Below are 13255 nucleotides of genomic sequence, written 5' to 3' on the forward strand. Positions count from 1 at the left end.
TCCCGACCCCTCAGCCGGCTAGCCGGATCACGACTACCGCACCGGCGCCGACCGTGTCGGTCTCGGCCCACTCACGGCCGGTGAGAAGGTCCTTACCCCGTACCGGCACGGCAATCGCAGCGTCGGAATGGTTGATCGCGAACAGGTACCGCGCATCACCACCGACGCGCTCGACCACGTCCAGCCCGTCCGGCCACGGCGAGAGCGGCAGTACCGGCTTCACCCCGGCGGAGATCAGGACGCTGCCGACCAGCCACGCGTGGCTCGCCGCGTCCAGCCGGGTGCCGACGTACCAGGCCTCGCCGTTGCCGACCGAGTTGCTGGTGATCACCGGCCGCCCCGCGAGCGGGCCGTTCTTGTAGGTGACGAGCACCTCCGCGGTGGTGGCGGTCGCCGCTTCGGTCCACAGTGTGCCGGTCGCCTCGCTGCCGATGCCTTCGAGCTCGACGCTGTCCCCGGCCAGCAGCGGGTTGAACTCCTCGACGCGGACGCCGAGCAGGTCGCGGAACGCCCCCGGGTAGCCGCCGAGCCGCACGTGGTCGTTGTGGTCGACGATGCCGGAGAAGTACGTGACCAGCGCGGTGCCACCGGCCTCGACGAACTCGGTGAGGTTCGGCCCGGCCTCGCCGCCGGTGAGGTACAGCGTCGGGACGATGACCAGCCGGTACCCGGACAGGTCGTGGTCGGGGTGGACGAAGTCGCAGGCGACCCCGCGCTCCCACAGCGCCCGGTGGAACCGCCGCAGCTCACCCAGGCCGGTGACCTCGACGCTGGGGTGCGAGTCGAGCTCGATCGCCCACCAGCTCTCCCAGTCGACGGTGATCGCGACCTCGGCGCGGACGGTGCTCCCGGCCACCTCTTCGAGGTTGTGGAGGTCGTTGCCGAGGGCGACGACGTCCCGCCAGAGCTTCGAGTCGGTGCCGGCGTGCGGCACCAGCGCGGAGTGGAACTTCTCGGCTCCGGCCTTCGACTGCCGCCACTGGAAGAACAGCGCGCCGTCGGCACCGCGGGCGGTGTGGGTGAGGCTGTCCCGCCGCAGCTGGCCGGGCAGCTTCGCCGGGTTGCGCGGCTGCCAGTTGACGGCGCTCGTGGAGTGTTCCATCAGCAACCAGGGCTGACCACCGGCGAGCGACCGGATCAGGTCACCGGACATCGCCAGGTCGTGGGTGGCGCCACCGGCTCCGAGACCTTCGACGATGCGGTAGTGGTCGTTGGAGATCAGGTCCTGCTCGGCGGCCCAGGCCCAGTAGTCCAGCGGCTTGAAGAACGTCATGAAGTTCGTCGTGACCGGTGCGCTGGACACCTCACGGAGGATCTCGGCCTCGGCGCGGAAGCAGTCCAGCAGCTCGTCGGAGGAGAACCGCCAGAAATCCAGCTGCTGGGTGGGGTTCGCGAACGTGTGGTACGCCGGGGTCCGCGGCGGGATGATCTCGGCCCAGTCGTAGTAGCGCTGGCTCCAGAACGCGGTGCCCCAGGCCTCGTTCAGCGTGTCGAGGCTGGAGTACCGGTCCCGTAGCCAGGTGCGGAACGCCTCGGCGGACGTGTCGCAGTAGCAGTGCCAGTTGTGGCAGCCGTACTCGTTGTGGACGTGCCACATCGCGACCGCGGGATGCTCGGCGTAGCGTTCGCCGATCGCCCTGGTGAGCCGGGCGGAGGCGGTGCGGTAGTCCGGCGACGACGGGCAGAACGCCTGACGCGCCCCGTACCAGCGGCGCTGGCCGTTCGCGTCCACCGGGAGCGAGTCGGGGTAGCGGCGGGAGAACCAGGGCGGCGGCGTGGCCGACGCGTTGGCCAGGTCGACCGCGATGCCGTTGTCGTGCAGCAGGTCCAGGACGCGGTCGAGCCAGCCGAACTCGTACTCCTTCTCGGCGGGTTCCAGCTTCGCCCAGGAGAAGATGCCGACCGAGACCAGGTTGACCTTGGCCTCTTTCATCAGCGCGACGTCCTCGAGCCAGACCGACTCCGGCCACTGCTCGGGGTTGTAGTCACCGCCGTAGGCCAGCTTGCCGCCGAGGCGGGCGGTGACCGCCCGCAGGCCAGCGTTACTCATATCTATCAACCCTTGTTGGAGCCGAGAGTGAGACCGGCGACGAACTGGCGCTGGAGCGCGACGTAGACGGCCAGCACCGGGATCGCGGTCAGGAGTGCGCCGGCCGCGATCAGGTTGTCGTTCTGGGCGTACTGCCCGAACAGGTTGTTGATACCGGTGGTGACCGGTAGCCGGTCACCGGTCTGGATGAACAGCAGCGCCCAGAAGAAGTCGTTGTAGACCCAGATGACCTCGAGCGTGGCCAGCGCGGCCAGGGCCGGGCGGCAGAGCGGGAGGATGATCTTCCAGAACTGCTTCCAGACGCCCGCGCCGTCGACCAGCGCGGCCTCGGTCAGCTCGTGCGGCAGCGCCTTCATGTAGTTGCTCAGCACGAACGTGCAGAACCCGACCTGGAACGCGATGTTCGCCGCGATCACGCCGTAGTAGGTGTTGAGCAGCGACCCGGAGTCGCTCACCGAGTACGGCAGCGCGAAGTGCTTGTAGAGCTGGAACAGCGGCGCGGCGAGGATCTGCTGCGGCAGCAGGTTGCCCGCGGTGAACAGGATCAGCAGCGTGATGTTGAACCGCCACCGGAACCGCGACACCGCGAACGCGACCATCGCGGCCAGTGCCAGCGTGATGATCACCGCCGGGATCGTGATGATCGCCGAGTTGACGAAGTAGTTCGAGAACCCGCCCTGGTTCCACGCCTCGACATAGTTGTCGAAGTTGAACGCCCCGCCGGTGCTCAGGTAGCCGTACTTCTGGGTGTCCTTCTCCGGGCGGAGCGACGTGTAGATCGTCCACACCAGCGGGATCAGCCACAGCACCGCGGTGATCGTCAGGAACGAGTAGCTGAAGATCCGGCCGCCGCGGCTGACCTTCGGCCCGCTCTTGGACGACTTCGCCAGGACCGCCGGCGCTTTCGTCTTGGTCAGCACGGTCATCGCTGCTCCTCCTTCCGGAAGGTCTGCCAGAGGTACGCGACGATCGGTACCAGGGAGATCACCAGCAGCACGGTCGCGATCGCCGCGCCGACGCCGATCTGGGTGCCCTCGCCGACCAGGTTCTGGACGACGAGCGCGGAGAGCAGCTCGAGGCCGTTCGTGCCGCGGTTGATCACGTAGACGATGTCGAACGCGCGGAGCGCCTCGATGACCGTGATGACGACGACCACGATGTTGATCGGGCGCATCGCCGGGAACACGACCCGGAAGAACGTCTGCACCGCGTTGGCGCCGTCGATCTGAGCGGCCTCCCGCAGCGACGGGTCGACGCCCTTCAAGCCGGCCAGGTACAGGATCATGATGTAGCCGACGTGTTTCCAGGACGCCGCGACGAGCGCCGCCCAGAGGTTGATGCTCGAGTCGCCGAACCAGTCGATCTGGTCGTCGGTGCCCGCGGTGCCCAGCACGCTGTTCAGCAGACCGGCGTCCGGGCTGTAGATCAGGTGCCAGATGATGCCGACGAGCGCGAGCGAGAGCATCACGGGGACGAAGAAGATGCTCTGGTAGATCCGCGAGCCGCGCAGGTTCTGGTCGAGCAGTACCGCGATGAACAGGCCGAGCGGTGTTGCGATCACGGCCAGGAACAGCAGCCAGATGATGTTGTGCTGCACCGCGGGCCAGAACGGCGGATATTCCTCGGTGATGAACTTGTAGTTGTCCAGCCCGGCGAAGTTGACTCCGCCGGGCTGGTCGATGTCGGTCCGCGCGTCGGTGAAGCCGAGGAGGACCGAGAACAGCGCCGGCCCCCAGACCAGCAGCAGCTCGATCAGCGTCGGGATCCCGACCATGAGCCCGAGTACGACGCGGTCTCTCCCGGTGAGGCGGCGCAATTTTTTGCGTTTGCCCACCGGGGCGGATCGTTCGGTCGGGGTGCTGGGCGTGGCCACTGTGGCCTGAGGGGTCGTCATGCTGGTCTCAGCTGCCGTAGATCTGCTTGGCCTGTGCCTCGAGGCCCTTGGTCACCGCGTTGACGTCGCCGTCCTTGATGAACTGCTGGAACGCGGGGAGCGCGGCGTTGTTCGCGAACGCGGGCTCGGCGTCCCGGTCGAGGAACTGCGAGATGTTCTTCGCGGCGCCGATGACCTCGGCGGACTTCTTCTGCAGCGCGGAGTACTTGGCCGTGCTGGCCTTGTTCGACGCGGCGACGTTGTTGGGGTCCTCGGACTGGTAGATGTCCTGGGCCTCACCGCTGGCGAGGTACTCCATGAGCTTGCGGGCGCTGTCGTTCTCGCCGCCCTTCTTGCTCAGGATGAACCCGTCGATCGGGGCCTCGACCGCGTCCGCACCGACGTTGGAGTCGAGCTCCGGGAACGGGAAGAAGTCGATGTCGGTGTCGCCCTGCGGCCACTGCTGGCCGACGAACGTGCCGAGCAGGTACATGCCCGCCTTCTTCTGGACGACGGTCTGCGCGGCCTCCTGCCAGGTGCGTCCGAGCGAGCCCGGGGCCTGGTACGGGAAGATCTCCTTCCAGGTCGTGAAGACCTGCTTGACCTTCGCGTCCTCCCAGCTCTCCTTGTGCGCCATCAGGTCGACGTGGAACTGGTAGCCGTTGATGCGCATGTTCAGGTAGTCGAACGTGCCGAACGCGGGCCAGCCGTCCTTGTCGCCGAACGCGATCGGGGTGAGCCCGTCCGCCTTCATCTTCTTGGTCAGCGCGATGAGCTCGTCCCAGGTCTTGGGCTCGGTGTAGCCCTTCTCCTTCCAGACGCTCGGACGGTAGAACCAGCCCCACGGGTAGTTGTAGTTCGGGATGAAGTACTTCTTGCCGTCGTCGGCCGTGGACGCGGTCTTGAACGCCTCGGAGAAGTTGCCTCCGACCTTCTCCCAGACGTCGTCGATCGGGGCGAGCAGGCCCTGCTTCGCGTACGACTTCATGCGGTAGCCGGCGAACCACGTGAAGACGTCGTCCGGGCTGCCCTTGAGGTAGTTGTTGATGTTGTTCTGGAAGTCGTTGTGCGGAACCGTGTTGATCTTGACCGTCAGGTCGACGGCGTCCTTGGCCGAGCCCAGCATGGCCGCGAAGGCCCGCTTCGGCACCTCGTCCGAACCGTTCGAGCCGAACGTGACGGTGCCGGTGCCGCTGCCCGAGCCGCTGTCGGCGCCGGTGCACGCCGCGAGCAGCGGAGATGCCGCGATCCCGACGGCGCCGAGCCCGAAAGCCCGGAGGACGGAGCGACGGCTCATGCCGGTCTGGCTCATCAATGAGTCAAGCGAAGGGGTGGGCATCAGTGCGCCTCCTTGCCGTGTGGATCACGACGGGATCCAACATTAGTGCGCACACTTCACCAGAACCGATCGGGCCCGTCAACGGTCCTCGGTAACGTTTGCGCAACACGCGATTGCGCTGGGTAAACGCGTGGTGACCGGGTGATTGCAAGCGGGGTGAACTGCCTCACTGGAACGCGCAACGTCGGAATTGTCCGTTGTCGATTTTTGGGTGGATGTTGTGGCAGTCACAGTGACGCTCGGTGGCAGGACCGCGCGCGAATCGCGGGTTCTGCTTGCGCTCGCTATCGGCGGAGACGAGCCTTGCGGTGGACGACGAGGTCGAGAAGTCGCGGAGGTGGTCGGTGTTCTACCCGCTCAACGTGAAGGACTTCCTCGATCGGGCCGAGACGGTCTATCCGGACCGGATCGGCGTCATCGACGAGCCGAACCAGCCGGCGACGCCGCTCGGCGACGTGAGCTACGGGCGGCTCGCCGCGATGGCCCGCCACCAAGCGGCCTGGCTGGACGGGCTCGGCGTGCCGGTCGGCGGGCGGGTGGCGATCGTCTCCCACAACGCCGGGCGCATGCTCGCGTCGTTCTTCGGCGTCTCCGGCTGGGGGCGCATCCTGGTGCCGATCAACTTCCGGCTCGGCGCCGAGGAGATCTCGTACATCGTCGGGCACTGCGCCGCGGACGTGCTGCTGGTCGACCCGGAGCTCCGCGGCCTGCTCGACACGGTCACCGCCAAGCACACGTTCGTGCTCGGCGAGAACGACGCGGAGATCTTGGGCGTCGGTGCGGTCACCGGCGCGGTGGTGGACGCCGACCCGCGTCCGTGGGCGGCCGACGAGAACGCCACCTGCACGCTGAACTACACGTCGGGCACCACCGCCCGGCCCAAGGGCGTCCAGCTCACCCACCGGGCCAACTGGTTGAACGCGACCGTGTTCGCGCTGCACACCGGCGTCAGCGACCGGGACGTCTACCTGCACACGCTGCCGATGTTCCACGCCAACGGCTGGGGCATGCCGTACGCGATGACCGCGCTCGGCGTCCCGCAGGTGGTGCTGCGGAAGGTCGACGGCGCGGAGATCCTGCGCCGGGTGCGCGACCACGGCGTGACGCTGGCCTGCGCGGCGCCCGCGGTGCTCAACGCGGTGCTGGAGGCGGCGGAGTCCTGGGACGGCGAGATTCCGGGCCGGGACCGGATGCGGGTCGTGCTCGCGGGCGCGCCGCCGCCGACCCGGACGATCGAGCGGATCCGGGCCGACCTGGGCTGGGAGTTCATCCAGATCTACGGCCTGACCGAGACCGCGCCGCTGCTCACGATCAACCGGATGCGTTCGGAATGGGATGATTTGGACCCCTCCGAGCAGGCCCGGTTGCTCGGTCGGGCGGGTGCGCCCGCGATCGGCGTCCGCATGGCCGTGGACGCCGAGGGAGAGGTCCTCGCCCAGACCAACCACAACCTCGACGCGTACTGGGAGAACCCGTCGGCGACCGCGGAGGCGCAAGCCGACAACTGGTTCCACACCGGGGACGGTGGAGAGTTCTCGGACGGCTACCTCACGATCACCGACCGGAAGAAGGACGTGATCATCTCGGGCGGCGAGAACGTGTCGTCGATCGAGGTCGAGGACGTGCTGAACTCGTTCCCCGCGGTTCGTGAGGTCGCGGTGATCGGCATCCCGGACGAGAAGTGGGGCGAGCTGGTGACCGCGCTGGTGGTCACCGACGGGACGGCGGTCACCGCCGAGGACGTGATCGCGCACTGCCGGGCGCGGCTGGCGGGGTACAAGTGCCCGAAGCGGGTCGAGTTCGTCGACGCGCTACCGCGGACGGCGACCGGGAAGCTCCAGAAGTTCAAACTCCGCGAGCCGTACTGGAAAGGCCACACCCGCCAGGTGCACTAGGCCACATCAATAGGGCGGAACTGGACGCTGACTCGGGGGCCGACCGCGCGGGTGGTCTTCGGGACCGCGTGCTCCCAGGTCCGCTGGCAGGAGCCGCCCATGACGATCAGGTCGCCGTGGCCGACCGGGAACCGCAGGCTGGCGCCGCCCCCGCGCGGACGCAGCAGCAGCGGCCGCGGCGACCCGAACGAGACGATCGCGACCATCGTGTCGTGCTGCGCGGCGCGCCCGAGCGTGTCGCCGTGCCAGGCGACGCTGTCGCGCCCGTCCCGGTACAGGCACATCCCGGCCGTGACGAACGGCTCGCCCAGCTCGTCGGCGTAGTACGCGGACAGCTCCTCGCGTGCCTCGGTGAGCAGCGGGTGCGGCAGCGCTTCGTGCCCGGCGTACCAGCGGAGCAGTCGCGGAACGTCGACCTCGCGGTCGTACATCTCGCGGCGCTCGGCCCGCCAGTCGACGTCGGACAGCAGGGTCTGGAAGACCGCGTCGGAGCCGCGGACCCAACCCGGCAGGTGATCGACCCACGCGCCGGAGGAGAGGGGATGACGGCGGATCCGGCCGGCCAGGGGGCCGAGCCGGGCGTCGGTGTCAGCGAGCTCCAGGATCGACGGCTGGTACGCAATCGCAGTCATGGGATCACCCTACTGTATTTTTCGAACGTTCGTGCGAACACGCTCAGTCGATCGAGAGGTCACCGAGCCAGTCGGGCAAGGGCAGGCCTTCGCCGCCGAACGCCCGCCGAAAGGTCTCCTCGGCGCCCGGTGGCCAGGACACATCGCGGACGCGGAGCACGTCGTGCCACAGCTCCATCAGCTCGGCCGCGTGGGCCGGGGAGTGGTGCGCCGCGGTCGCGGCGATGAAGCGCGCGAGAAGCGGCAGGTCTTCGTCGAGCGTGTCGGTGACGAGGAGGCGGGGCAGGTCGTCCAGCTTCGCTACTCCGTCCACGACCGCGGGCTCCTCGGCGAGTTGGCGCAGCACCGCGTGCCGATAGCGTCCCCGTCCGCCGGCGAGCCCTAGTTGGAAGAGAAGAAGGCGGACCTTCGGATCATGGCGCTCCGGTGGCACCAGCAGAAGTTGCTGCAGGCCGACGGCCAGGTCCACCACGGGCGGCATGCCACCGAAGTCGATCAGCGGGGTAGGACCGTCCGACCAGGCCGCCATCGTGCCGTAAACGGTCTCGCGGAGGTCGATGGAGGTCTGGGCGAACGCGGCGCGCCGTAGCGCTTCGCCGAAGTAGCTCTGCGAACGGAGCGTGACATCCGGGATGAGCCAGTCGGTGCCGAACGCGGGAGGGTCGTCCGTGGGCCACGGGAGCGACGCGTACACGCTCACGTCGCTCCCGTCCTCCAGGCGCACTTCGAGCCACGTCGGATCGTCGTCGAAGCGCCACGCCACCCGGAACGCCTGCCACATGCGCTGCCGGTCCTCGTGGTCGAGCTGGCTGCGCCAGAGCAGCGAGAGTTGCCGCCACGCGATCGGCGACGGCCCGCCTGCCAGCTCGTCCGCCCGCACCGGGCCGTCCGCGAGCAGCACCGCGAAGCAGACCAGGTTCGCCGAGAACGCGGCGTGCCGCGCCGCGAACGGCTTCCGGCGGGGCTCGTAATCCGCCACCGACCAGCTCCGCGGCGGGAACCCGGCCTCCGGAAGGAGCTCCAGCACCAGCTCGCGGCAGGACCGGCGCTGCTCGGGTGTGAGCGCGGCGAGCAGACCGCGGCAGAAGTCCCAGAGCGGCGCCCGCCGGGTCATCGTCACGAACGAGGTGGCCGCGAACAGGAACCCGGCGTCGAGCACCGCCTGGAACCGGCGTCGCTGGTAGGCCCGCGCGTCGGCGAGGTCGACCAGTGCGTCCACGACGAGCCGCGCGGCGAGGAAGTCGCCGAACGTCGCGTGCAGGAACTCGAAGCTGCGCTCCGGTCCGCCGGTGTCCCGGGTCGCCCGTGCCTCGTGGACGAAGAAGAACCGCCCGATCAGCAGTTGGCTGGCGGTGAGGACGCTGCGGCCGGTATCGGTTCGACCGGCCGCGAGATCGTCGCCGTCGAGCAGTTGAGGGAGGTCCCGGTCGAGTTCCGCCTCGAGGATGACGTCGCCGCCGCGGTTGAGGATGGCCAGCGCTACCGCGCCCAGGCGTCGCCACTCCCGGGCGATCTCCCGGTCCCGTTCCTCGTGCGGCTCCCCGTTCCGGCGCTTGTCGACCTCCCGCTCGACGAAGTCCGCGAACAGCCGCTGGTACAGCTCGACCTGGCCGAGGTCCGCGCTGGCGCCCTGCAACGCATTCGCGCCGGCGTCGTAGAGAGCCAGGAGCAGCAGGAGTAACGGCTGGCCGGCCAGCTCGCCCTGGGCGAGCGCCACGTCCACCGGCAGCGGCAGGAGCCCGCGCTCGGCCAGGCTCGCGCGGTTCGTCGCGTTCCAGGTCGCGAGCCACCGCCGGACCTGCGGCTCGTCGAACGGAGCCAGCCGGACCACGATCGAGCCGAGCGGGAAGCGCGCTCGGTCGGCGACCACCGTGCGGCTGGTGACCAGCACCGCGACCGGGCGTCCCAGGTCGGCCTCACGCTGCTGGAAGTTTTGGACCTGCTCCAGGTAGTCGGCTCGGTTCAGGCCGGTGGCCTGCAGCAACTCGTCGAAACCGTCGAGGATGACGACCGGCAGCGCGGGGTGGACCCGGCGCGCGACGTCCGGCCAGGAGACCTGCTCGCCGAGCGTCTGCAGGAGCGCCTGCTCGATCTGGGCCTGGATCGACGCGTCGCTGGGGACCGAGCGGAGCTCCACCCGGATCGCGAGGAAGCCCATCCCGGTGAGGCGCGCGGCCAGGACCCGGGTCAGCGCCGACTTGCCCGATCCCGGGTGTCCGAGGACGACCGTCGGCGCGGACACCGCGCCGAGCGTCGTGAGGTGGCCGACGAGGAAGTCCGGAGCGTCGTCGACCGGCTGAGCGTGCTCCCACCAGGCCTCGGTCGCCGGGCGGGCGTCCCTCTCGGCCTCGGCGACCTGGGCGCTCGGGTTGACGTAGCTGTCCCGCAGCCAGGGCAGCGTGATGTGCGGGGGCACGCGGTCGGAGGCCAGGATCGGCCGGTCCAGTTCGGTCTGGTGGAGGATCGCGAGTCCGGTGGCGACCGCGTCGACGGCGGGGGTTGCCACCAGCGCGCGGAGGTCGGCGAGGTCGGCCTTGAGCTGGTCGGCGGAGACGCGGACGGTTTCGCGGGTCGCCTGTGCGTCCACGCCGGCAGCCCACACCCGGAACTCCGGTACCTCGGCGGCGAGCGATCGGAAGGCCTCGGTGTACCGCGCGACCGCGCGGGTGGGCAGTCCGTAAACTTCGCTGACGCGTCCTTCGAAGGCGACGAGACCGGCGAGGAAGTTCCAGGTCAGTGAGCCGAGGACGTCGTAGTAGCCCCTGAGATCCGCCTCGAGGTACTCGGCCGGCCGGGTCGGCGTCGGGATCGGTAAGGGGACGTCGACCAGTTCGGCGATCAGCCCGCGATAGCTGGCCGCCGGGGCGGACCCGGTGGCCAGCGCGACCTGCTCGGCGGCGGTCAGTTCGGCGTCGTCGAGGTTCAGGCCCAGCCCGGCGAGTTCCTCGTCCACCGCCTCGAAAAACGCCGTGATGACGAGGACGCCGTGCGCGGCGACCAGGCGTTCGGTCCGGTCGAAGCGGGACAAGCCGCTGAGCTTCGCGCGCAACCCGCCGACCGCGGAGTGCCCCCAGCGAACCAGTTGGTCGCGGAGCGCGAAGAAGTCGACGGTACCGCCGCTGCCGATGGTCACCGCCCCGGCCCCGGCGCCGGCGAGGTGACCGATCGTGGTGACCACCGGGCTGTCCGGTTCGCCGATCAAGCGGACGGCGTCGGCGTACGTCAGCGAGCGTCGGCGCATGTGGCGGACGGTAGCGGAGCGCCTACGCCCGAACAATTCGGTGTTCATTCCGGTCGTCGTCATGTGGCACGGTGCTTCCTGTGACGGACATCGACGACTATCGCGAACTCAACAGGGCCAGTTGGGACGATCGGGCCGCGGCGCACGCGGCCTCGCAGGACTACGCGGTCGACCGCTTCCGGGTCGACCCCACGTTCCTCAGCAGCGTCGTCCAATTCGACGTACCGCGGCTGGGTGACATCGCCGGGCTCGACGGCCTGCACCTGCAGTGCCACATCGGCACCGACACGCTCTCGCTGGCCCGGCTCGGCGCCCGGATGACCGGCCTGGACTTCTCCGGTGAGTCGCTGGCGCAGGCGCGCGAGCTGGCCGCCGAGACCGGAGCGCGGATCGAGTACGTGCAGTCCGACGTGTACGAGGCGGCCGAGACGCTCGGCGCCGAGCGGTTCGACCTGGTCTACACCGGGGTCGGCGCGCTCTGCTGGCTGCCGGACGTGCGGCGCTGGGCCGGGGTCGTCGCGCGGTTGCTGCGGCCGGGCGGTCGGCTGTTCATGCGCGAGGGCCACCCGGTCCTCTGGGCACTCGACGACGCCCGCACCGACGAAAAGCTGGTGCTCGAGTACCCGTACTTCGAGCGGGACGAGCCGCTGGTCTGGCACGACGAGGGCTCCTACGTCCAGACCGACACCCAGTTCACGAACAACAAGGTGCACAACTGGAACCACGGCCTCGGCGAGGTGGTCACCGCGCTGCTCGACCAGGGCTTGACGCTGACCCAGCTGGTGGAGCACGACTCGGTGCCGTGGGAGCCGTTCCCGGGCCGGATGGAGCCGGTCGACGGCGGGTTCCGGCTCGCCGAGCGTCCGTGGCGGGCTCCGCTGACCTACACCGTGCAGGCCACGAAGCCTCGGTGACGACGGCATCGTCCGGGGACGCATCCGCCACGCGGGTCGTCCGGCTGGCGGCGTCGGCGTTCGTCGTGCTGGCCGCGGAGCCGCTCTTCCTGCTGGTCGACACCGCCGTCGTCGGGCACCTCGGCCAGGTGGCGCTGGCGGCCCTCGGTGCCGGTGGCACGCTGATGGGCCTGCTGGCGATCGTCGGCACGTCGCTGGCGTACGGCACCACCGGGCGCGCGGCCCGCTGGTACGGCGCGGGGCAGCGGGACGCCGCGGTCGGCGAGGGGGTGCAGGCCTCGTGGCTCGCGCTGCTCGTCGGCGGACTCGGCATCCTGGCCGGTCAGCTGCTGGCGGGCTGGGCGACCCGGCTGATCGCGGGGGAGGGGGAGGTTGCCGAGGCCGCCGAGTCGTGGCTGCGGATCGCGATCCTCGGGCTGCCCGGGATCCTGTTGGTGTTCGCCGGGAACGGCTGGCTGCGCGGCGTCCAGGACACCCGGACGCCGGTCGTCGTCGTGGTCGTCGCGAACGTCGTCTCAGCGGTGATCTCGCCGGTGCTGGTGTACCCGGTGGGGCTCGGGTTGGTCGGGTCGGCGTGGGCGAACGTGGCGGCGCAGTGGCTCGGTGGTGGGCTCTGCCTGTGGGCGCTGGCCCGCGAGCGGGTGCCGGTGCGTCCACGCTGGTCGGTGATGCAGCGGCAGCTCATGGTCAGCCGGGACCTGGTCGTGCGATCGGCGGCGTTCCAGATCGCGTTCCTCACCGCGGCGGCGGTCGCCGGGCGCGCCGGCGCCGCACAACTCGCTGCGCACCAGGTCGGCCTCCAGCTCTGGAACCTCGCCGCGCTGCTGCTCGACTCGTTCGCGATCGCCGCTCAGTCGCTGGTCGGGGCCGCGCTCGGCGGCGGGGACGTGTCGACCGCGAAGAGCACCGCCTGGCGGGTGAGCCGATTCGGGCTGGTCGCCGGGGTGGTCCTCGCGGGAGTCTTCGGGCTGCTGTGGTTCGTGGTGCCCTACGTCTTCACCGATGACGACGCTGTGCGCGAGCAGCTCGGCGTGCTGTGGCCGTTCCTGGTCGCGATGGTGCCGGTCGGGGGAATCGTGTTCGCGCTGGACGGCGTCCTGCTCGGGGCGGGGGACAACGCGTACATCCGCAACGTCACGGTGGGGTCGGCGCTACTCGGGTTCGTGCCGGTGACGCTGGCGACGGCGCTCCTGGGGTGGGGGCTGGCGGGGGTGTGGACCGGTTTGGCGGTGTTCATCGCGGTGCGGTTCGTCGGAATGGTGTGGCGCACCCGCTCGGGTGCGTGGGCGCGGGTGGGCGCGTCGCTCTAAG

At 69.7% G+C, this 13255-nt stretch carries 9 protein-coding genes; 3 read left to right on the plus strand and 6 right to left on the minus strand.

The features are described from left to right. Positions 1-10: 10 nt before the first annotated feature. The 4 genes from BUB75_RS04645 to BUB75_RS04660 are packed head-to-tail and all read right to left on the minus strand — an operon-like array spanning position 11 to position 5220. The gene (locus BUB75_RS04645; protein ID WP_073251700.1) at positions 11-2050 is read right to left on the minus strand and encodes a beta-galactosidase; all 2040 of its coding nucleotides are present in this window, start codon (positions 2048-2050) and stop codon (positions 11-13) included. A gap of 5 nt (positions 2051-2055) precedes the next feature. Continuing rightward, complete coding sequence (locus BUB75_RS04650; RefSeq protein ID WP_084740213.1) at positions 2056-2976, minus strand: carbohydrate ABC transporter permease; 921 nt, start codon at positions 2974-2976, stop codon at positions 2056-2058. Further along, positions 2973-3944 (minus strand): carbohydrate ABC transporter permease, encoded by a 972-nt coding sequence (locus BUB75_RS04655; RefSeq protein WP_073251702.1) that lies wholly within the window; start codon positions 3942-3944, stop codon positions 2973-2975. Before BUB75_RS04655 ends, BUB75_RS04650 begins: the two co-directional genes overlap by 4 nt. A gap of 7 nt (positions 3945-3951) precedes the next feature. Continuing rightward, the gene (locus BUB75_RS04660; RefSeq protein WP_218617292.1) at positions 3952-5220 is read right to left on the minus strand and encodes an ABC transporter substrate-binding protein; all 1269 of its coding nucleotides are present in this window, start codon (positions 5218-5220) and stop codon (positions 3952-3954) included. Positions 5221-5606: 386 nt separating this feature from the next. Between BUB75_RS04660 and BUB75_RS04665 the strand changes: the two genes are divergently transcribed. Further along, the gene (locus BUB75_RS04665) at positions 5607-7157 is read left to right on the plus strand and encodes an AMP-binding protein (protein ID WP_073252808.1); all 1551 of its coding nucleotides are present in this window, start codon (positions 5607-5609) and stop codon (positions 7155-7157) included. Here BUB75_RS04665 and BUB75_RS04670 read toward each other — a convergent pair. After that, on the minus strand, positions 7154-7789 hold the full coding sequence (locus tag BUB75_RS04670; protein ID WP_073251706.1) for an alpha-ketoglutarate-dependent dioxygenase AlkB: 636 nt from the start codon (positions 7787-7789) through the stop codon (positions 7154-7156). The two genes, BUB75_RS04665 and BUB75_RS04670, sit on opposite strands and share 4 nt — an antisense overlap. A gap of 43 nt (positions 7790-7832) precedes the next feature. Beyond that, positions 7833-11030: an NACHT domain-containing protein gene (locus BUB75_RS04675; protein ID WP_073251707.1), complete on the minus strand. Its 3198-nt coding sequence runs from the start codon at positions 11028-11030 to the stop codon at positions 7833-7835. Positions 11031-11119: 89 nt separating this feature from the next. Between BUB75_RS04675 and BUB75_RS04680 the strand changes: the two genes are divergently transcribed. Together BUB75_RS04680 and BUB75_RS04685 are read left to right on the plus strand one after the other, a co-directional pair. Further along, entirely contained in the window at positions 11120-11944 is an 825-nt protein-coding gene (locus tag BUB75_RS04680) for a methyltransferase domain-containing protein (RefSeq protein ID WP_073252810.1), read from the plus strand. Continuing rightward, positions 11941-13254 (plus strand): MATE family efflux transporter, encoded by a 1314-nt coding sequence (locus BUB75_RS04685; RefSeq protein ID WP_073251709.1) that lies wholly within the window; start codon positions 11941-11943, stop codon positions 13252-13254. Before BUB75_RS04680 ends, BUB75_RS04685 begins: the two co-directional genes overlap by 4 nt. The last annotated feature ends 1 nt before the right edge of the window (position 13255 follow it).

This window comes from Cryptosporangium aurantiacum (assembly GCF_900143005.1).
In the GTDB taxonomy this organism is placed as follows: domain Bacteria; phylum Actinomycetota; class Actinomycetes; order Mycobacteriales; family Cryptosporangiaceae; genus Cryptosporangium; species Cryptosporangium aurantiacum.